Origin of the sequence: Levilactobacillus acidifarinae DSM 19394 = JCM 15949 (assembly GCF_001434835.1) — a bacterium.
GTDB lineage: Bacteria > Bacillota > Bacilli > Lactobacillales > Lactobacillaceae > Levilactobacillus > Levilactobacillus acidifarinae.
In genome coordinates this window covers 383164-404065 of record NZ_AZDV01000026.1, presented here as the reverse complement: position 1 = coordinate 404065, position 20902 = coordinate 383164, and the positions used below count along the sequence as shown (strand labels likewise).

At 51.8% G+C, this 20902-nt stretch carries 20 protein-coding genes; 8 read left to right on the top strand and 12 right to left on the bottom strand.

Annotated elements, in window-relative coordinates; genetic code table 11:
* Positions 1 to 59 precede the first annotated feature (59 nt).
* Complete coding sequence (locus FD25_RS09660; RefSeq protein ID WP_146999885.1) at positions 60 to 1109, top strand: DUF916 domain-containing protein; 1050 nt, start codon at positions 60 to 62, stop codon at positions 1107 to 1109.
* 35 nt (positions 1110 to 1144) lie between these two features.
* The gene (locus tag FD25_RS09655; RefSeq protein WP_146999884.1) at positions 1145 to 1867 is read left to right on the top strand and encodes a WxL domain-containing protein; all 723 of its coding nucleotides are present in this window, start codon (positions 1145 to 1147) and stop codon (positions 1865 to 1867) included.
* A gap of 78 nt (positions 1868 to 1945) precedes the next feature.
* On the opposite strand, the gene FD25_RS09650 is transcribed toward FD25_RS09655, so the two are convergent.
* Positions 1946 to 2731, bottom strand: coding sequence for an alpha/beta hydrolase family protein (locus FD25_RS09650; RefSeq protein WP_057803680.1), 786 nt, complete (start codon positions 2729 to 2731; stop codon positions 1946 to 1948).
* 119 nt (positions 2732 to 2850) lie between these two features.
* Positions 2851 to 3747 (bottom strand): AraC family transcriptional regulator, encoded by an 897-nt coding sequence (locus tag FD25_RS09645; protein WP_146999883.1) that lies wholly within the window; start codon positions 3745 to 3747, stop codon positions 2851 to 2853.
* Positions 3748 to 4066: 319 nt separating this feature from the next.
* On the opposite strand from FD25_RS09645, the gene FD25_RS09640 reads away from it, so the two are divergent.
* Both FD25_RS09640 and FD25_RS09635 read left to right on the top strand, forming a co-directional pair.
* Positions 4067 to 5302, top strand: a complete 1236-nt coding sequence (locus tag FD25_RS09640; protein ID WP_057803676.1) for an MFS transporter — start codon at positions 4067 to 4069, stop codon at positions 5300 to 5302.
* Between the two features lie 28 nt (positions 5303 to 5330).
* On the top strand, positions 5331 to 6533 hold the full coding sequence (locus FD25_RS09635; protein WP_057803674.1) for an MFS transporter: 1203 nt from the start codon (positions 5331 to 5333) through the stop codon (positions 6531 to 6533).
* 53 nt (positions 6534 to 6586) lie between these two features.
* On the opposite strand, the gene FD25_RS14425 is transcribed toward FD25_RS09635, so the two are convergent.
* Genes FD25_RS14425 through FD25_RS09615 form a run of 5 tightly spaced genes read right to left on the bottom strand, consistent with a single transcriptional unit; the run spans position 6587 to position 8622 of the window.
* Positions 6587 to 6697 carry a CatA-like O-acetyltransferase gene (locus FD25_RS14425; RefSeq protein WP_263862322.1) on the bottom strand — a complete coding sequence of 37 codons (111 nt, stop codon included), beginning with the start codon at positions 6695 to 6697 and terminating at the stop codon, positions 6587 to 6589.
* 59 nt (positions 6698 to 6756) lie between these two features.
* Entirely contained in the window at positions 6757 to 7254 is a 498-nt protein-coding gene (locus FD25_RS09630) for a CatA-like O-acetyltransferase (RefSeq protein ID WP_263862321.1), read from the bottom strand.
* Positions 7255 to 7266: 12 nt separating this feature from the next.
* Positions 7267 to 7647, bottom strand: a complete 381-nt coding sequence (locus FD25_RS09625; RefSeq protein WP_057803672.1) for a GIY-YIG nuclease family protein — start codon at positions 7645 to 7647, stop codon at positions 7267 to 7269.
* A 1-nt stretch (position 7648) separates the two neighbouring features.
* Positions 7649 to 7891: a DUF2087 domain-containing protein gene (locus tag FD25_RS09620; RefSeq protein ID WP_057803670.1), complete on the bottom strand. Its 243-nt coding sequence runs from the start codon at positions 7889 to 7891 to the stop codon at positions 7649 to 7651.
* Between the two features lie 2 nt (positions 7892 to 7893).
* Complete coding sequence (locus FD25_RS09615) at positions 7894 to 8622, bottom strand: DUF2087 domain-containing protein (protein ID WP_057803669.1); 729 nt, start codon at positions 8620 to 8622, stop codon at positions 7894 to 7896.
* A gap of 219 nt (positions 8623 to 8841) precedes the next feature.
* Here FD25_RS09615 and FD25_RS09610 point away from each other — a divergent pair, with 219 nt between their 5' ends.
* From FD25_RS09610 to FD25_RS09595, 4 genes are all read left to right on the top strand, one after another.
* Positions 8842 to 9414, top strand: coding sequence for a matrixin family metalloprotease (locus FD25_RS09610; RefSeq protein ID WP_057803666.1), 573 nt, complete (start codon positions 8842 to 8844; stop codon positions 9412 to 9414).
* 138 nt (positions 9415 to 9552) lie between these two features.
* On the top strand, positions 9553 to 10020 hold the full coding sequence (msrB, locus tag FD25_RS09605; RefSeq protein ID WP_057803664.1) for a peptide-methionine (R)-S-oxide reductase MsrB: 468 nt from the start codon (positions 9553 to 9555) through the stop codon (positions 10018 to 10020).
* A gap of 7 nt (positions 10021 to 10027) precedes the next feature.
* Complete coding sequence (gene msrA / locus FD25_RS09600) at positions 10028 to 10540, top strand: peptide-methionine (S)-S-oxide reductase MsrA (RefSeq protein WP_225428515.1); 513 nt, start codon at positions 10028 to 10030, stop codon at positions 10538 to 10540.
* A 36-nt stretch (positions 10541 to 10576) separates the two neighbouring features.
* Positions 10577 to 11032 (top strand): NUDIX domain-containing protein, encoded by a 456-nt coding sequence (locus tag FD25_RS09595; protein ID WP_057803662.1) that lies wholly within the window; start codon positions 10577 to 10579, stop codon positions 11030 to 11032.
* Positions 11033 to 12676: 1644 nt separating this feature from the next.
* On the opposite strand, the gene FD25_RS14455 is transcribed toward FD25_RS09595, so the two are convergent.
* The 5 genes from FD25_RS14455 to FD25_RS09570 form a co-directional block, all read right to left on the bottom strand.
* Positions 12677 to 13972: a hypothetical protein gene (locus FD25_RS14455; RefSeq protein WP_057803660.1), complete on the bottom strand. Its 1296-nt coding sequence runs from the start codon at positions 13970 to 13972 to the stop codon at positions 12677 to 12679.
* Positions 13973 to 14368: 396 nt separating this feature from the next.
* Positions 14369 to 15181 carry a DUF2399 domain-containing protein gene (locus tag FD25_RS09585; RefSeq protein WP_057803657.1) on the bottom strand — a complete coding sequence of 271 codons (813 nt, stop codon included), beginning with the start codon at positions 15179 to 15181 and terminating at the stop codon, positions 14369 to 14371.
* Entirely contained in the window at positions 15174 to 18314 is a 3141-nt protein-coding gene (locus tag FD25_RS14330; RefSeq protein WP_057803655.1) for an SbcC/MukB-like Walker B domain-containing protein, read from the bottom strand. Before FD25_RS14330 ends, FD25_RS09585 begins: the two co-directional genes overlap by 8 nt.
* Positions 18307 to 19332: a hypothetical protein gene (locus tag FD25_RS09575; protein WP_057803653.1), complete on the bottom strand. Its 1026-nt coding sequence runs from the start codon at positions 19330 to 19332 to the stop codon at positions 18307 to 18309. The genes FD25_RS14330 and FD25_RS09575 overlap by 8 nt, the downstream gene beginning before the upstream one ends.
* Positions 19332 to 20834 (bottom strand): hypothetical protein, encoded by a 1503-nt coding sequence (locus tag FD25_RS09570; protein ID WP_057804313.1) that lies wholly within the window; start codon positions 20832 to 20834, stop codon positions 19332 to 19334. Before FD25_RS09570 ends, FD25_RS09575 begins: the two co-directional genes overlap by 1 nt.
* Between the last annotated feature and the right edge of the window lie 68 nt (positions 20835 to 20902).

Genomic DNA, 20902 nt, shown 5'->3' with positions numbered 1-20902 from the left:
AGCCTCTTTGGTTTGATGACTAAGGAGGTTTTTCGCTGATTAAGAAAGGAGTGATTATCTTGTTACTCAAAAAATGGCGTCCCTACTTACTGATGCTGAGCCTAATGGGCGCGCTAGGAGTTGGACTACTCCCCAACACAACGGTGCGGGCCGCAACGGGGCCGACCACTAACGGTGCGTTTACCGTTTCACCAGTCCTACCACAGGATAACCGCCAATCGGCCTCGTACTTTGACTTTGCTAGCCATCCCGGCCAGCACCGCACGCTCCAGTTGAAGGTTACGAATCAGTCAGCGCACGCTCAGGTGTACCACGTGACGCCGCGACTGGCCTCGACCAATACGAACGGGTACTTAGACTACGGTCACGATAATCACAATCCCGCGTTACCGGCCCAAACAACGGCCCTTTTTCAGCCCAGTCGCGGGCAAACCGTGCAGGTCTCTCCCGGGCAGACGCAAACGGTTCACTTTACATTTAAGGCGCCTACCAAGGCCTTTGCCGGAATCCTACTCGGCGGGTTTACCGTTGGTCAACGGGAAAGGCCGACCACTCACTTGAAGGGCACGGGAATCGTGGCGGCAACCGAATACGTGGTGGCCCTTAGAACTTATAATCACCAACCACGTCGGCTCAACCGGTCCCAGGTCACCTTTCAGACGGCCCAATACCGGTTAATTCACGCACAACCACAAATCGTCATGCGAGTGGCCAATCGAACCCCAGCGTTAGTTTCACAAGGAAAATTAGCGGCCCGGGTCGTTAACGATGCCGGTAAGGCGGTGGCGAAGGTCAACCTATCTTCTTTACTATTTGCCCCCCAGGACACCTTTAACCTTAACTTAGATTTAGCCACGCACCAATTACCCGCTGGTCGTTATACATTAGCCGGGCACCTGGCGACCCGGGGGGGATTTGATTATCCCATCAGTCTTCCCGTAACGGTGACTAAACAGCAAGCCAATAGCGTGAGCCGGCATGCGGTGGTAGCGCCTTCCAAGCCAACCAATTGGTGGTTGGTGACGACCATGGTTTTAGCCGGAATGCTCATTGGCGTGGGGGGACTCGAATTCTATCGGTTCCGCCGCCACCTCGCATCTCGGAAATGACTCCAGGAAAAATAACCAAAAGGGAGGGATGAACCATGCGGATAATCGGGCCTGGCCGGTGGAAGGGGACTCACCGACTCCTCTATGTTGGCCTTTGTGTGGCGGGGTTGGGAAGCTGGATACCAACCCCAGAGCCAGTCGTAGCAGCACAAGTCGCCCAGTCACGGGGAATTTTGTCACATCTTTGGAACGATTTATTATCGGGATTAAATCACCTGACGCATTTAGATCAAAAGTCACGTAAAAAATATGAGGATCAGGCACATCGGGCCAAAAGCCAGGAAGAACTAGATGCCGTCTTGGAAGCTGCTAAAAATGAGGATGCGCAACAGGCCGCCTCAACGGGGAACGCCAGTCAGCCATCACAGGAACCAAGCAATGCCATTACGGCTCCAGATTTAAAATTTGTATCGGGACCGGCAGCGACCACTCAACGGTTAACCAACGGGGTGTCTTCGCAGTTAACCATCACGACCACGACTCAAGCGACCTGGGTCGTAAGCGTTCAGCTCGGAGCCTTTAAAAGTCAGCAGGGGCACATTCTTACCGGGGCAAAATTGCAGCTCCGTACAGACCAATCGGCCAAGGCCCCAGTACTAACAGCAGGCGAAAAAAACGTCTTATTTTCTATGACGACCGGGCCGGGGAGCCATACTACAGACTTGAAAGATTCAACGTTAACATTACCCTCAGCGGTGTATGCGGGAACTTATCAAGCGTCGTTATATTACACGTTAACCGCTGGCCCGCAAACCTGACTCCAAATTAAAAACGCCCAGATAACGTTGCTTTACAGTCAAAGCGACGTTATCTGGGCGTTTTTAACCCAGTGGTAGTTAAACTGATTTGACTGCCGCTGGGCTGGTGACCGCCTGAACGGCCAAGTCGGTCACCGCTTCGCGTGAAGCGCCGTGAAACCCGTGATCCGCATCCTTCAAGACGTGAAGTTGGGCTTGGGCGTAGACGGCCTGATACCGTTTGGAGGCCTGTAAGTCGACCACGTGGTCCTGGTCCCCGTGAATAATGCAGACGGGGCCGGTATAGCGTTGGGCCACTTCGTAGATGGGCAGCACCTGAGCCGAGCGGATATAGGCGCCCCCGACCCGTAAATGATCGCCCAGAGAAATTGGCACGACGTCGGGAACGTGCTGCGGATCGTAATGGGCGCCCTGGAGAATTCCCTTAAGCGCATCACTTTTCAGCGTCGCCGCCGGGGCCATTAAGACCAGGTGACTGATAAATTCCGGGTAGAGCCCGGCTAACATACTGGCTACGACCCCACCTTGGGAGTGGCCCATGAGATAAATGTGTCTTACCGCGGGTAATTGCCGGGCGTAGTCTAAGATGGCTTCTGCGTCGGCAATCTCGTTGACCACGGTCATGTGTTGAAAGTCGCCATCACTTTTACCCAGGCCGTTAAAGTCAAACCGTAACGTTGCCACGTGATGGGCCACCAATTTTTCACTGAGGCGGTACAAAATGTGTTCCGGGTTCAATCCCCGGTCAGACGTAAATCCGTGCATGAGAATCGCCAGGTCGTAGGTCGCAACGTCGTCGGGGATGGTTAACGTTCCCCGAATGGTTAGGTTGTCCCGTTGTACTTCAATGTTTTTTTCTGTCATATTTCCGTCCTCTTTTATGGTCAACATAATTGAATTAGAAAACAGTTATTACATCCCACAACCCAGTTTAGCATCGTTTAGAACCGTTTTCGGGCTAATAATTGACGACTATTAGGCGATTATTGACCAGCCCGATTCTGGGCCCGCCAGTTTTTGGCCGTGGTGTGGGTGAATTTCTCGAACGTCCGGTTTATGGACCGTAAGCTCCCAAAGCCCGTCCGCAGGGCAATGACCGTTAAGCTGTCTTCACTTTGACGGAGTTGGACCTGAGCCTTTTGGCAGCGAATGTAGGCCAAATACTGGTAGGGTGTGGTCCCCAGGTTGCTCTTAAAGAAGCGAATTAGGTATTCCGGTGACAGGTGCACGCTGGCCGCGATATCCGCTACCTTCAGCGGCTCCTGAGCGTGCTGTTGCAGGTAGGTCGTGATGGTGGTTAGCCGGGTTTGCTTCTCCTGATTAAGGGGGAGGGCGAAGACCTTGGGCCGGGAGAAGTCCTCAATCAGAATCGTTACGATTAACATTAATAAGGTGCGAATTTTTAAAATCGTGAGGTCGTTTTGTTCCCGGTTGAATTGAGCCATGATTTGGTGAAGCAGGGACCGGAGACGTTGATAGGCTGCCCGTTGGGAAACTGAAAAGTCCTCCGGGTGGTTGACGTCAAAATAGATTTGTTCAATCGCGGGGTAACAGGTCCGCAGAAACTTTAGGGGAAAGACCAGGGTTAACGCGGCCGGCTGATGACCATCGGCGTTTGATTGGGTGGAGCGGACACTATGCACCTGCTCGGAGTTTACCAAAAGAATGCGCCCCGGGGCGGTGGTAAAATGCTCGTTTTCAATGGTAAAGTCGTCGATCGTGTCGCTTAACGTGTAGTTTAATTCGACGTCTTCGTGCCAGTGGGGCCGTACCGTGACGGTTTTTAACGCGGGATGAATAATAAAAAGTACCGGTAATTTTTGGGTGGTGTAAACAAATTGATGGGTGGAGGCCATCTCGTCACCTTCCTTCGTCTTCACGGTACTACAGGTCAGTTTTAAAAAGCAATAGTTAAATTGATAGAGAACATCTATTGATTTTACGATAAATTCTATTTGATAAAGCGGTTACATGTGATAGACTCGGTAGTGAATTAGTTAACATATTATTAAATCCCATAGTTTGTTTCTTACAAAGATAATGAGTAAATCTGCCATCTAGCTTACACCCTGGTTGCTTTTTCGTGACGTGCTCACGGCTAAACGACTGGTGCGTCACGCTAAAGTCAATTTACTTGGTCGGAAACGAAGGCTATGGTTTTTTTGCGCGCTTCGACCAGGTAATCCGAAGGTGAAAAAAATGAAGAAAAACTATGTGCCCACTAGTATTAGTCTCTACATGAACTACTTGATCATCGGAATGGCCATCTTAATTTTGCCACAAAACATGGATACGTTAGCCAATCAGTGGCATACCAACATTGCCAGTGTCTCGGTGGTGATCGCAGCCGTCGGCATTGGCCGGCTAGTCGTGATGTTGGTCTCGGGGATGCTTTCCGACAAATTGGGGCGGAAACCCTTCGCGGTTATGGGCGCGTTGACGTATATTTTATTTTTTGTCGGCATCTTAATGAGTCGCTCACTGCTAGTCGCCACCATCTTTGGGGTTCTGGTGGGGATTGCCAATTCGTTTATCGATGCGGGGACCTATCCGGCCTTAATGGAAATGTACCCGCAGCATAAGGGGGCGGCGAACGTGACCATTAAAGCGTTCGTGTCGGCCGGACAGTTCATCCTGCCCCTGATTATTAGCTTAATTGTCGCGAACGGGCTGTGGTACGGCTGGTCGTTTATGCTCTGTAGCGTCATCTTAGTCCTAAACGTGATCTTCCTCCTGGTTTTCTCTCGTTTCCCCGCCCGGCAGGTGGCTCAGCCCACGACAACTAAGGCCACGCCGGCCGCTCCGGTCAAGGGCAACGTGTGGATTGACGGGACCCTCTTTACCATTTTCAGTTTCTTAGCGCAGGGGATCTTCTTACGGGTCAGTACCTGGATCACCAAGTACGGCGAGTCGATCGTCAAGATGGGCGACGTGAGCTCCCGGGCCCTGGTCAGCTACTACAGCGTCGGGTCCATTACCTGTGTATTACTGACCATCTACTTATCCCACAAGGGCGTGCAGGATATTCAGTTCCTGTTCGTGTACATGTTACTGTCCTTCATTTCGCTATTGATCATGTACCTCTTCCCGATTGCCTGGGTTTGCTCGATCATGGCCTTCGTGGTCGGTTTCTCCGCCGCGGGGGGAGTCATGCAAATCGGGTTAACCATCATGGCCAGCTTCTTCCCGAACGGTAAGGGTACCGTCACGGGGGTCTCGCAGACCGCCGCCTCGATTTCGGGGTTTGTCGTGCCCCTATTAGGGGCCATGCTTGCCGCCAACATCGCCAACGTCATCTTACTGGACGTTGGGCTGGCCTTTATCGGGTTCGTAGTGGCCAGTGTCATCGTCTACCGGTACTATAAGCTCTTTGGCCGCACGCCTAAGGGGACTAAGACGGTCACGACACCAACTTTATCTAAAGAAACCAATTAAGTCACCGACACGTCGGGAGGGCGTTTACATGGAAAATCACTACTTACCCACCAGCCTGGGCATGTACCTTAATTACTTAATCGTGGGGATGTCAATTATCATCCTGCCGCAGAACATGGACGTCCTGGCTCGGCAGTGGCAAACGACCCTGGGCGGAGTGGCGGTCGTCATCTCGGCCGTCGGGCTGGGCCGCATGCTAGTTTCGTTAGCCTCGGGCATCCTGTCCGATCGTTTGGGACGGCGATTGTTCATTTTACTGGGCGCTGGGTTACTGATCGTTTTCTTCGGGGGCGCACTGGTGTGCCATTCTTTGACGGGAGCCATTATCTTAGCCACGTTGTTAGGGGTGGGTGGGGCTTCCTTAGATGCGGGGACCTATCCGGCCTTAATGGAGATGTTTCCGGACCATCAATCGACCGCCAACGTGACCCTGAAGGCCTTTACGTCAATCGGCCAGTTTACGTTACCGTTAATCATTAGCCTCTTGGTCGCCCGACATTGGTGGTACGGCTGGTCGTTTCTACTCTGTCTCGGAATTCTAATTGGAGATACGCTCTTTTTGTGGCGGTTTTCCCGGTTCCCCGCTAAATCAACGCGAAAAACAACTGCGGCAGTTGGGCCCCAGCCCACCGTCGGTAAGTTGTGGGTGGATGGCACGTTATTTGCCGTCTTTGCTTACGCCGCTAACGGGGTCTTCCTACTCGCTAGTATTTGGTTGACCAAGTACGGTCAAGACGTTGTAGGCTTGAGTGACGGCAGCGCTCGGGCCTTAATTAGCGATTATAGTGTGGGGTCCTTAACCTGTGTCTTTTTAACCATTTGGCTGGCTCACCGGGGCGTCCGTGATATTCAATTCTTAATCGTCTACACGGTGATGTCCTTTAGTTCCCTTTTGGTGCTCTACCTCTTTCCCACCCCAGTGATCAGTACCCTAATGGCCTTTGTCATCGGTTTTTCGGCCGCCGGTGGCGTGGTTCAGATTGGACTAACGGTCATGGCGAGTTTCTTTCCGAACGGGAAAGGGACCGTCACCGGAATTGTCACGACCGCGGCCTCCGTGGCCAGCTTTACCGTTAATTTGATTGCCGGAGCGCTGGCGACCAATCTCGCCAACGTCATGCTACTGGATGTGGGATTGGCCTTCATGGGGGTCATCGCCGCGACCCTCATCACGGTGCGGTACCACAAACTCTTTGGTCCGGTGACCGTGCGAACGGTCGTCTCAAAATAACTCAAAAGCGCGTGGCTTACTCTGCTCTAACAGGGGAAGTCACGCGCTTTTAATTACGCTAAATTGGTTGCGGGTTGCTGAAAAGCCGTTTGTAACTCGTTTAACAGGGCACTGGCCTGGTAACCATCACTCACGGCGTGGTGGACGGTTAGTGATAACGGCAACGTGGTCTGACCACCGTGATCAGTAAACTTACCCGCCTGAAAAACGGGCGTATAGGTGGTCAGGGGCGTAAAGGGTAGGGGGTGTAGCTGGTAAAGTCTAACCAGGGCAAGCTCCCGATGGTAAAGAGGTTCGGAGACTGTGGCGCCTTAGGCATTGGCCCGGGGATGTCACCGTACTGTTTAAGATCGGTCAGGTAATTCTGGTAGAAGGTGGCGAAGTCCGGATCATAGGCCGTCCATAAGTTTGAAATCGTGTGGTCGGGGTGGATCACGGTGTACGAGGGATGCAAGACGTCGTAGGTGACCAGTTGTTCGGATTCGGGCTCACGGACCACCCGGAACTCCGGATGCTGGGTGAGCACCCGGCTGACCAGGTAGAGGTAGACGGCGTTAAATTTCACGTGGTGGGTCCGACTCCAGGCTAACGTGGCGGTAATGTCCAGGGTGACGGTCACGGTAAAGCCCATGGGCGCCAGCTTCGTAAAGTAGTAGAAGTATTCTCGGCGGGGCCAAGTGGCCATTTCAATCGGGGTAAAGTGTGTGTTTAGGGTTGGCATGGTTTTTTCCTCCTAGTCTTGGTCGTCGTACGCCCACCGTAAGGGCCGGTGATTATAGCCCTTGTCGTCAAACGGAGTCAGCTTACGGAGCCATTTGTCCTGTAACGTCTTTAACGTTTGGCGCATGTTCACCACGTCGGCCGCATCGGCCTTCCAGAGCACCGTGTAGGTAAATGCGTCGGCACCATCCTTTAACCAATCGGCTTGTAACGGCGTCCCGTGATAAAAGTTCTGGTTAAGGTTCAGTTGATAGTAGCCCCAACGGTTGTGGAGGTTCGCAACGGTATCGATGAATATTTTGTGGTTGCGGGTGTTTTCAATCTGGATGACACCGTAATAAGTCGGCGCAAACTTGTATGCGGCCCGTAACTTTTGTTTCTGTTGGTCGTTCATGTTAAACGGTCCTTTCTGGGGCAACGCGCCAGTAGGCGGTGCCGTCCGGTGTCCGGGCTAAAAAGTGATAGTCGATCAGGAGTCGCCGTAGCATCGCGTAGTCGGCGTAAATGGGACGCAGATAGTCGTTGATTTGGGGCTCGGTGAAGCGTTGGTCCCCAGGGATGGTGCCCATAACGCGTTCCAGCGTGGCGAGCAGGCGTTTTTGCTTACGGGGTAAGCGGGTTAAATGTAAGTCGGTCATGATTAATCCTTTCGGTTGGGAACGGTCCGCCAATACGCGGTACCGTCCGGTGTGCGTTGTAAAAAGTGATATTCGATCAGGAAGCGCCGCACCATGGTGTAATCAAAATAGATGGGCCGGAGGTAGGCGTTGATCTGGGGTTCGGTAAACTGCTGGTGAGTCGGAATTTCGGCGATAATCCGGGTTAAAACGACGATGACGGCTTTTTGTTTTTTGGGCCAGCGTTTGAGCTGGACCGGGTCATGGGTAAAGTCAAAGTAGCGCTGTAGGGTTTTGGCGGCTTCGTCTTCGGTGATCAACCACCGATCGTCGGGGTCGCGGGGATGCTGCGGGACGTCTAGTAATCGCTCATGGGGATCTTCTTGGGCGAAAACGGCCTGGTAGGTCGCCAGGTACAGCTTGGCTTGCTTGGCCTTCTCCCGAAACGTGAATTTTTGGTGACGAATGGTGGCGGCGGTCACCCCGGTCTGTTCCGCTAAATCGCGGTCTTTAATGCCCGTAGCAAACGCCTTTAACAGGTCGCGTTGCTTGGCGGTCAGGGTATTATACCGGCTATCTAGATCAATCAATGCCGCAATCGCCCCGCCGTGAACCTGGGCTAAATGGGCTTGCAACGTCGCCGGAGCGGTGTTTTCCGGCCAGTTTTTCCCGCAGTACAGACACGTCGGCTGCCGGTCAACCAGCGTCCAGCCGTGTTGTAAATCCGTTAAGGTCAGTTTGGTTAAATCCATGAGACATCCCTCCCAATGGAACTGAGTTTACAGTTGTTGATTATATCTGTCAACACTTTTGTCGACGTTGACGAAAATAATCAACACTTTTGGTTGTGTGCATGACGTTTCCGTTGTTCCAAATGAACACGATTCCAAATTTACTCGTTCGGAATACCGGCTACAATGGGGGGTGATGGTAGCCGCAGGAGAACCCCTTGCACGAAAGAGGGAGTTGTCATGCGTAAGATGACTTGGCTAAAAACTTTAGCTGTCTTTGTTGTGTCATTAGGATTATGGGGCGGACCTAGCGTAACCAGTGCTGCGGCCGCGACCGTCACACCATTTGGTGCCCAACGATTTGCTCACGATCACGCCACCTACGTGATTACCACGAAGTCCGCTTATTACCGCAGAATTTGGCAGGAGGCTATTCAAGCTTGGAATCAGACCGGGGCGTTTAAATTCGAAGCCGGGACGAAACGCCACGCGCAAATCAAACTAGACACAGATTCTCGCCAACAGGCCGCCATGATGGGTGACAACGTTGGGGTAACGCAGTACTGGGCGAAGAATAACGATTTAACGACGGTCACCAGTACGCTGAACCCCGAACTCATGCACGCCTTTGGTTATTCGCGTGCGGATGACGAACACGTGGCCGAACACGAGTTGGGCCACGCGATGGGCTTAAATCATAACCCGTCTAAGGACAGTGTCATGTATTACCGTGACCGGTCCGTCGGAATCCAAAAGGTGGATGTTTTGGGCGTAGAAGAACGTTATCACACCCCAGCTGGGGAATCCGATTAGCTAAAAAATGCTTGGTCTTACGACCGAGCATTTTTTAGTCGGCAATCAGGCGGTGCAAATAGTTGCTATTTAGGGCCAAAGCCGTACACTAGAAATAGCACTAATTAGTTGTGTGCAATTGATTAGGAGGGGATTCTAATGACTAAACAAGTAAAACCAACGGCGGCCCTAAAACAACGGTTGACGACCGAAGAATACGCGGTCACCCAACATGCGGCCACCGAGCCCGCGTTTACGGGGAAATACGATCAGTTCTTCGAACCCGGTATCTATGTCGACGTGGTCAGCGGGCAACCACTCTTTAGTTCGACGGCGAAGTATGACTCGGGGTGTGGTTGGCCGGCCTTTACCCAACCCATCGACCCCCAAAACGTGGTAGAGCACACGGACCATTCGTTTGGGATGGTGCGCCAGGAGGTTATTAGTCGCGAGGCAAACTCCCATCTGGGGCACGTCTTTACCGATGGCCCGGCAGCTCAGGGGGGCTTACGCTACTGCATTAATTCGGCCGCCTTGCGGTTTATCCCGGCGGATCAGCTAACGACCGCGGGGTATGGCGACTTTGCCCAACTCTTTGCGACCCAAGGAGGTGCGCACCGTGACTAAAACAACTGTGGAAACGGCTATTTTTGCTGGTGGGTGTTTCTGGTGTATGGTTAAACCGTTCGATACCCAACCCGGCATCGAGTCGGTCGTTTCGGGTTATACCGGTGGGCATACGGTCAATCCCACGTACGCCCAGGTAGCGACGCACACCACGGGCCATACGGAGGCCGTTAAAGTGACGTTTAATCCGCAGATTATCAGTTACGCACAATTGGTGGAGATTTACTGGCGCCAGACCGATCCCACCGACGCAAGTGGGCAATTTCAGGACCGTGGCGATAGTTATCGTCCGGTGATCTACGTCAACAGTCCGGCCCAACGCCAGGCGGCGGAAGCCTCTAAGACCCGGTTGGCGGCGAGTGGCCAATTCGACGCGCCCATCGTGACCCAGATTGAGGCGGCACAACCATTCTACCCGGCGGAGGACGAACACCAAGACTTTTACCGACGCAATCCGCTGCGCTATCAGATTGAAGAAATGGGTGGTCGCGAGGCATTTATTCGGCAAAATTGGCATTAAAGTCTGCTACACTAGACTTAAGGATGGTGATGGCAGATGGGGTACGTCTTAGATTTGCGGCAAACGGTGGGCGCGCGCCCGTTAATTGTGGTTGGCGAGGCGGCACTCGTGGTCCAAACGGGCCAATTATTACTGGTTAAACGGCGCGATAACGGGCTTTGGGGCTTGCCGGCCGGTTCGAAGGAACTCAACGAGAGCCTGGCGACGACCGCTCAACGGGAGCTACGTGAAGAAACCGGTCTGATTGGTCAGCAACCAAAATTGCTGGGCGTAACCAGTGGACCGCACATGCAGTATCAGTATCCCAACGGTGATCAGATTGACTCGGTCACGGCGACGTACGCGCTACAGGCTATTGGCCAACCGAGAGTTAGCAATGAAACCAGTGAGGTTCGCTTATTTGATTGGCAGCAATTGCCAACGGACCTAACGCCAATTACCCGGCGGATTTTAAACGAGTTAGAACTCAGTGATTTTAAAGCGTCACGTTAAAGCCGTGGGCCAGTGTTGAGCTGACCACGGCTTTTTTATTAGCATTTTAGTCAACGGTGCCTAAAATGCTAATCAGGCGCGTTGGTCTTAATGAGCGGATCTGAAGTTGAGGTCTTAGTAGTTACTAAACTGATTAGTTGGGATGATTAGGAAACGCGTCCTGAATTTACTAGTTAAGTTGCAGTCGGCGTTTAAGAATCAACTCAACTAGCTGTGTGAGTTCGATAAAATCGTTAGTGATGCTGCAAATGGATTTTGGTTGGCAAGGAGTGGTAATCATTAAAAGCAAACTTAGCAACTAATTAGGTCATCGGATGCGTTAAGGCAAACTTAGCTGAGAATGGAGAAATAACGGTTGATTTTTAGGTTTAGACTCTACTTTTGATAATATATATTATGTAAAGTAGAAAAAGAAAGTTAATTTAGGCCTTGATTTAGGGTCATCCCTCTTGCGATGATTCCAACTGTTTTTTACTTTGACTAAGTGCAACTGACTTTTCATGTTAGCAGTCATTATTTTATATTGCAGTTAGGTCGTTGCAAAATTCTAATTCTGCTTGGCTAACGTACGTGACAAGTCGGACCACGTGATTGGGTCACCGGCTCCAATCCGTCAGTAGTCATTAAGGCCAATTAAAATCTTAGGCGTTGCTGAACGCATTTAGGTGCAGAACTACCCATCTAACATGCGAACGTGTCGTCAGGATCAACGTCTGTTATGGAAACTGATCGAAACGCTGTGTTGACTGGGTTTGCAGTAGTTGTTGTACCAGCCATCCTGGTGAATACGAATCCATGAGTGCTAGTCAGTGTTAAGGATACTAGTTGTTGTTGTGACATTGTCGATTGTGTGAACAGCCAGTCAGGCTAAAATTAGTAAGTCGGTCGTTTATTAAATTGGTGCTGAAGTAAACTTTAAACCGGACTAAATCACTTAAAACTAGTACTTATAATTGGCTTGATGGTCAGCTATGGCTCATCCAGTTAAATGACATATCATATTTATGGTAGAAAGTTGTTAGTTTTTGCAACCATGACAAGCTATAAACACTGTCAAAACAGCGATAGAAGCACATTCAACAACTAACAAGATTGCACCAAACATCGGATTAAGCTAACCATGATTGGTCGCGTGCTGATGCCATTCAGAAACTAGTTCATTCGGGGCCACCGTACAGCCGGTGGTAAGTTCTTCACGACTACTTTCATTAAAATATGAATTTTAAAGACACTAATAAATAAGACTAGTCTTTACTTGAAAAATTGAATTTTTTGTTCAAGGAAAGCAAAGTTATGACCGTTCATAACTGAAGACCTTTTTAAATCACCTTTCTTTTTGAGCTTCCTTTACCTACCTCTACTGGCGCAAGCATGTAAACGCGAAGAAATAAAAATATTCGAATTTTAGTCGATTTGTGTAGAAATTTCCCTTAACCAAAGTCCCTACTCTTTCTGTCTACTTTTCATATGGATTTAAATTTTCAATATCAAACAGCTACTCGAGAGCACTTCCCTTCTCGACTTCGGACTGAATTCAAAATCAAAGGTCGAAAAAAGGACTCAATTCGTCAATGAATTGAGTCCCCCATCAACACCGGTTGATAAAAAGCCGATATTTTTTAATTAAGTTTGTTTAAGATCAGCTTACTTGGCATCAGGAACGAAAGCCCCGTTGTTGACGGAAGCCTTAACCGTTCCCTTAGTTGCCGAGTAGAAGATGCTGGTCGTGGTCTTGGAACTAGCCACCGTATCAACGGGTGTTTCCAGCTTAAACTGGTAAGCAACTGAACCCAGGTTGTCGGCCGTTGGGACCGTCTTAACAACGAATTCCTTCAAGTTAGCCTTAGCCAGGTGAGCGTCAATATCGGTTCCCTTCACAATGGCGCCTTCAGTTGGGCTAAAGAAGTCATCCTTCTTTAAAGCATCTTGATTGGCCGTTGAATTCCAGGCAGAAGTCAGCACAGTTTGGGCATCAGCTGGGGCATCGGCATTGTAGACCTTGGCCGTCATGTTCATCAGCTTGGTTGGGTTCTTGATCAAGTAAACCACGATGGAACCGCCCTTAGCAACCGTCGAACTTGACCCCATGAGGGAGTAAGTGTAGCCGGCTGGGATATTGGCGTTGGCTAATTGAATCGCTTGGTAGTTGGTGACCGAGTTAGTGGTCCCCTTAGGCATCGCTACGACCTTGCTAGAAATGGCGGAACCAGTGGCTTTGTCGACGAAGTTCAACGTGATACCGTCCTTGGCATCGATGGTGTTGGCGTCGGCAATCTTCAAGGCATCCGCGTAGATCCACCCGTTAACGTTAGGGTTTTGGGCGTCTTCCACGTAGTAGTACAACCAGCCTTCGCGGGTCTTAGTGGCGGCCTTGGTGATCTTTAGCGTGTCCTTAGCGTAAGGCACGGTGCTCTTGACCATCTTCGTGGACTTATATTGCGCGTACTTTGGCGCTGCCCAGGTAACGTTCTTGGTTCCTGGGTTAGCAAACGTGGCCGTGGTGGTTGCTGGTAATTTGGCGTCGGTCATGGTGTTGGCGGCTTGAACCCCACCAGCGTATTCATTAGCGGTCTTCCCACCGTAGATGTACCCACGGTATTGGCCACTCATGGACACCACCTTGTAGTAGATGGACCCCCGGTTGGTCTTCACGATCCGGTAAGCCCGGAAGTAGTAGGCGGAATTTTTGGAGTTCGCCAAGTTACCAGCCGTATACTTGGAAGCCACAACCCGGGCACCAGCAGCGGTTCCTGGCTTGGTGTAGATTGCGTTACTCCCCGTCAATGCGACGTTTCGAGTAGTTGGATCGCTCGTCATCGTCGTATTGGAAACTACATAAGCCTTGCTCTTAGCGCTGGCCGTGGTCGAAACTGAAGCAACAGCTCCGAAACTCAAAGCGGCTAAGCCCAGGTATAATGATTTAGCTAAACGTGATTGCATAAGTATATCTCCCCTTATCTGTATTAATAGCTTAATACAAAGTTATTATAACAAATTAACACGTGCAAGTTTACTAAGTCATCAGAGGGTTATAATTGGGTAATTTATTTGTAAAAAAACCAGGTAAATGTTGGATAAACGACATGGATTTGTTGTTGCATTTTAGAAAGCGTTTGCTAAGCGTAACGAATTAATTTGGTGATTTTTTCTAAAAGGAACATACCATCCAAAATCAGAAGTGATTACTGAAAGCGTAGACGACCATCCAAAGTTAAAATAGACGACAAATTATTGGATGTTAACTCCAGTATTTGTCGTCTATTTTGGACTTGTTTTAAATTAGTGATTGACCAATTACTCATCACTATACCGTTCTGCCTAGAAAAAGTTCCCCCCTTATTCGTTCAACCACCGCTCAATTTTCACCTCGTACGCCGCAATTAGCTGTTCCTGTTCTACAAAGTTACCCAGAGTGTGAATCGCTAACAGTTCTTCACGCAGTAAAGGAGTTTGCACGGTAACCTGCCGGGTACGCCGAGCGTCCACCCGTCCCTCGCCGTACAGCGTCAGCCATTCAACCACCTGCTGGGGGGATTGGAGGGAGAACAGGTCCTTAGCCGCCACCTGCGGCAACAAGCTTTGGACCCGGTCGGCAATCTGAATGCCGGGACTATCTAAGTCTCCCAGATACGTGACGGTTAAGCCCCGTGCAACCAACTGGGGCAAGAGCTGACAATACGCGGCGTTAAAGTTATTCCCCGCCTGGTCGATCAATGGCCACGCGGGATGCCGGTGATGAAGCCAGACGAACACCCCGTTATTTTCGAGGATCACGGCCTTGGGGGCCATGAGGGGAATGGTCGCCATCGCTGCGACCTGCCAGGGATTTAGCGTGACCGGTTGGGGCAAGTTGGTCTGAAAAACGTTCGCACTGACGAAGGCGGTTCCCACCAACTGGGCGGTGAGTTCGCGGACGGGATGAGCAGTAAGACAGTTAGTCAGGACCCACTGATAGTAGCGATAAACAGCCGGATTTTCCCGGGGATCGCTTAACGTATGGGCCGTGAACCCGGCGTCGACACTTTGCTGTCCCCGGGGTGGTAGTTTCTGATTCGCCGCAATCGCCGCAAACAAAGGCGTGAGGTTTGTGGCGGCGGGCGGTGCCGGTTGACCGGTCGCTTGCTGGTAAGCCGTTGGGTAATCAATCATCGGGCTTGGCCTGCCAAATCAAGGCTGGTCGGACCACGTTGGGATGGAACTGGCCGTCGTTTTTCTGGGTGGGTGCCAACACGTCGTACGCGATATTTTCGACCCCGTCCGCTAAGACCTTATTTTGCGCCCCACTGGGCATAGTCGCAATAAAGTTGAACCCGAAATGGTCAATGGTCCGCGCGAACGACTTGGCGGTTTCGGGATCGAGCTTATCGGCGAATTCGTCAAACATCACCAGGTGCGGCACATCGGCTTGCCGGGACCGTTGCAGAATCATCTTGGGGACCAACAGTAGCGGTAGGACCATGGCCTGCGCTTTTTCCGCCCCGGAGCCGCCGGATTGAACAAACTTATCGTCGACCTCTTCAAAATCATCAGCAGGACTTTGACGCCGGTGAATCCAGATCTTAAACGCCGACCATTGCCGGATATCGAGTAATTGGTAGGCCTCGTCCATGAATTTCGCGTCGTCGTTATCAACGGCTACCTCGTTGGCTAACCGCTCGAGCCGACGCTGAATCTCGGCTAACAGTGCGGGACGATCCGTTAAGTGTGCATCACAGGCCTCGTCGATCACTTGCTGGTCGACGTCGACCGGTGCCAAGGAAACTTTGAGCCTGATTTCCTGGTCGCTTTGAGTCCCTTTAGCCAATATCTCGTTGTAACTGGTAATTAAGCGATACTGGTCCGCAATCTGGTGAATGGCGGCACCAAGATAGGTCTTCTGCGCAATATCGTTGCCCGAAGCCGATTGACTTAAGGCGTTGGCCACGGCAGCTTCATCGGCCGCCAGGAGAGTCTGGGCCTGATGAAGGTCAAACGCCACCACCCGAAACCCTAAGTCACCTAACGGAACGGCCCGTTGCTGGCGCATGGCACTGGCAATTGCGGGATGCCCTCGTTCTTCAAAAATGGTGTCCAACGCATACCGGTCGAGACCGTTCTCGTCATTGTGGTGGATCAGCCGACCAATCCGATCGGTTAATTCGCTATACCCGTGATTCCGTAATTCGCTGCCGTGGCTATGCGTAAACGCTAAGGCAGCAGTCAAGTCGTTCAGTATGACGTCGGCAGGAAAATATGGGGCCAAATCGTGTAGCCCCGCGTGGCCGGCCTGGCCTAACTGGTCTAATTGCTGAGTAACCGTTTGCCGTTGGGTCGCAATCGACGCCAGGTTGGCTTGGTGCGTTGTCTGCTGGGTACCGACTTTTTGTTCCTGGTGGCGATACTTTTGCACGGCCGACTGAGCTTCCGCCAGTTTATCATCGATTTGGGGATCTAAAATGAGCTGCTCCAGTTGGGCTTGAAGTTGGGTCACCTGCGCCTGTGCGACGGTCACGTCAAAGTCAGCAAAGTCCGTGGTTAACACGGTTTTAGTCGCCGTGACCTGCTGCTGCGCGTTTTCCAGTTGAATGGTCAGCTGGTCAAGTTGCTGTTGAAGCTTGGCAAACTGGGTGACCAGGTCGCTTAGCGTGTGGGCCGCCGTTTTAAGGGTTCCCAATAATTGGTCATCGGTTAAATAGGCCTTTAAGTCGGGGTTCTCGTGAATCAAGGCGACGCGTTGCTGTTCCAGTTGGTTGAACCGGTCGCTCATCTTGGTTGCCCCAGCCTTATGGACGGTCAGGTTATCCGTGTGTAGGCCCTCACGAAACCGACCAAACACGGGATTCTGTACCCGTTGATCGATGCGCCCGTCTAGGTCGTGGCGCATCTCCGTGACAATCTTAACGTCTTCGTTAACGTGTTGCTGGCTGGTTTGAATCTCATGGATCTGCGTGATCAACCGGTCCATCTTGCGCAGGTAGTGTTTCAGGGCCCGACTTAGTTCGGCGGTGTCGGTCGCCGTCATCACGTCTAGTAGTATTGGCATCCCCGCCGTTTTGGCTGCTAACTGCGCCTGGAGGGGCCGTAATTGTTCTTGACGTAAGGTAGCTTGCCGGTGGGTGATAGCCGCTTGTTGTTGTGTAAACTCGGCTAAGACTTGTTGTTGCTGGACGAGTTGCTGTTCCAGTCGTTGATACCGCATGAGTCGGTCCGTTAATAAGCTGATTTCATTTTTTAGGCCCTTCCGGCGTGCCTTCAGGTCTTCTTGAACGGCCTTCTCCCGAACGTACTGGCCGACCGCACTTTCTGCCTGTTCCAAGAGCGGTTTCAGCTGCGTTAGTGTTTGTTGCGCCGCGGTGAGGCCCCGTTGTTCGGTCGTTTGGGCCTGTTTGAGCTGGTCGAGTTGCTGACTGGTAGCGGTATACGGCGTCAGGACCACCTCTTTAAACCGGTTCAAGTTCCGCCAAAAGATTTCCTTTTTTAGGCGATTGAGCCGGTCCTGGGCCCGGACGATGCGTTCGTGCAACCCGTTCATCTGGTTAAGTTCTCGCTGGGTCGCCGCAACGTTTTCGATGACCTGCCGATCGATGCCCTCCTGGGCGTTCTTCAGGGCGTTTTGAATCGGGGTAAAGCGGGCATTACCAGCCGTTAAGATTGGGGAGGCCAGGAGCCGGTAAGCCGTGGCCAACTGGTTGAGATTCTCAATGCGCGTAAAGCCGTAAACGTGTTCGGCCGCATAGTTACGATAACCTTCTACCTGAGTGAACACCTTGAAGTCCTGACCGAGTCGTTGATTGGCGGCAATAAAGGCGTCCTTTTCCAAGCTATGCCCCTCAGCGTCGGTAGTCACCACTTGAATGGGGGCCTGCGCTACCGGAACGCTGGCAACAAACCACCAGGTTGGCTTCCGGCGTTCCCCGACTGTACGGTGCGCCCCTAAGCCCAGGACGATTTGCCGGGTCGCTGATGCTAGCACCATGTAACTATACCCGGTGCGGACCTTCATGGCACCGCTGCCCCAGCCCAGTAACATGCTGTCAAAATTCCGAGATTCGCGCGAACTGTTCCGGGCACTGCCCGTTTTATCCAGCCGGTCGGTCCCCTTGGCGGGATTAAAAGACGGTGTGGCGATCGACCCGTCGATCAGCATCGGGAAAAAGCAGTTGGCTAACGTGGTCTTCCCCACGGCGTTTTCCCCGACTAACGTGAGGTTTCCCCGTTTAGAGGCGACCAGGTCTAACTTAGGGTATTTATTAAAGTTGCGGAGATGAAAACTAACGGGACGTAACGTGGTCAGCTTACTCATAATGGGATTCCTCCTCGGATGTGGTTTTGGCTAAGAAACGTTGCGCGATGGGCGTAGCGACAATAAACGCGTCCCGAACGGTCACTAAGCCTAACTCTGTTAAGGCTTGTTTGACGAGCGTGGGACTGATGGCCGCATCGGGAAACAAAACGGCGGTGACCTGCTTGATCTTAGACATTAACTTGGCCGCGGGTAACCCCACCTCGCCAATTTGTCTGGCAACGGCAATGGCCACCACCGTGGGTTTCGCCCGGCTAGGCGTGCGGGTCCGGTCCAATAATAGGGCGTAATCATCCCCGCATTCCAAATCAAAGCGGTCTAATTCGGCCCACTGCTGCGCCAATTCGGTTCGATGTGCCTGTAGCGTTTGCCAGAGCTGTGAGGACGTGGTCGTTCGATTCAGCGACCGTTTGATCAGTAACGCTCGATTAAGGCGCTGCAGGGCCGTTAGCGGTGGCGTCTCCTGTTTGGCTAACAGGTGGGTCACGAGGGCTTGGGCGATGCGGTTAAAATCGGGATCAACGTTCCAGTATTCGATCACCTCTTGGTCCTGATTGCTGGGCACATACTCCGGCATATCCGGGGTAAACAATTGGAAACGTTCGACAAACAACTGGGTGATTTGACGGTGGATTTCCCGTTCAGCTAATTGGGGCACTTCGCTGTGGACCTGCCGCACGATGGTTTGCGTTAAGACGGACCGATCGGCACGGTTCCCCTGCAATTCTGGGACGTTAATGACCGCTTTTAAAGTGGCTAACAAAATATGGACCGTTTCGGCGTCTTCTCTGGGCGGCCCCACCAGCCAGACCAGGTTTTCCTGATAGTTCTCCGGGATGGTACCGACTAATTCTTGCAGGAAATGGTTCACGTGTTGCTGGACAACGGTCCTCTTCAACGCTTTAACGGCATCGGCTGTCGCTTTCGTTGTTTGGGCAGTTAAAGTACTGGTAAAAAGGTTGCGGTCAATGAGTTGATTCACAATGGTTCGTTCGGTTCCGCGTAAATGGGTTACCATTAGTCTGCAACCTCCTGACTGTCAAAAGTAATGGTAAAGCCACTGGGTAATTGAACGCTGAAGGCTTCCCCGGCGTAATGCAGCCAGACGGGCTGACTATCGGGTAAGGCGGTCACCGCCGTTACCGGCCGCCCAAACGGCGCGAAGCTTTGATAATGATCGTAGCCGGTGGCACTGTATAAGCGGACAATCTCGTCACGGGCCAGAACCGTTTGTAACTCCAGGTCGTGGTCGACCCTACCGGGGGTGGCGTCGGTCATCACCAACCGTTGAAATTCGGCTAACCCGCGTTGGCGATGGTCGTCAGTCACGTCGGCTGAGACCACCGTAGGATTATCCGCGGCCGTAGCGATAATACGCTGTTGACGAGTGGCCAGGTACTTGACCGGCCCCATCGTTGTCGCGTTTAACAGGTCCGTCGTATCGGAAACTAACCGGTCTTGCGCCAAATGTTTCGGAATTGCCCGCGGAATCGTGAGGGTGTCATAGTGGGCCAGCAAGTCGTCGATTTGGCCGGACAACTCCCGGATGTCGATGGTTTGATCCTGAATGTGGTCGTACGCCCGTCCCAGAAGTTGAATCGCGCTAAGAATCGTTTGAAACACTGTATAAATCGAGTCATAGCTACTGTCGATAGCACTGGCGGTAGGTTCAAAACTCGCCGAGAGTCGTTGTAAGTGAGTCTGGACGTATTGGTAATCTTGTTGCAGTTGTAAGGTGAGTGCCGTCTGGTCGTCAAGCGCGCGGTTGACCTCTAGGCTATCTTGCCCTTGGCGACTGCGGGCGACCTGTTCGAAAAACGTGGTTGAGTTCGCCATGGCCTGCAGTAAAGGTCCTTGGGCCATCAGGCGTTCAAACGCGGGGATGGCCTTGTGATGCAGCATTTGTTGGAGGTGTTGCGCGGCGTCGCTACCGTGATTAAAGGCCAAATCGTTGGCGAGATCGTCTAAGTCCTCGTCAAGCTTGTGCATCCCCTTCATCACGTCGGCGTAGGCCGATAAGAGGTTATTGAAGTTGTTATATAGCCGGGTCGACGTACTATCCTGGCTGGGTTGGCCTAACTGCTGAACCAAAGCACAATATTCGTCAATCCGGGCGATGTTGGCCGTAACGGTGCTTTCGGCGTCCAAGACCTTGGGCATCAACGTTAGGTACTCGATCCCCTGACTGGTAATGCGGTACACGGGAGCTTGCTGCAAGTGAAAGGCCCCACTCTTCATCTTCACGCGGACCTTCCGTGGGGACACTTCGATGAGCCGCGCCGTTTCGCTGAGTTCACTCAAGACGTTTTTTAAAATCGCGTCCGTGAGGGGCTTCTCGTCGGCATCCAAATAATTAGCGTTGTAGTGTTGACTGAGATAGTTAAAGGTTTGGGGTTCGCCGGTGTGGTCCCCGTAAAGAATCGTTAAGATGAACCAGCCGGCCAGTGGATGGTCGCGACTGTGGCCCAAATTAACGGCCGTTAACAGGTGCTTTAATTCTGGTTGCATGGTCATGGCGATAAGCAATCACCGATCCTTTCTGACTAGTCGACCATCAGTATACCGTTTTTATAAAGCTGGGTTGGCTA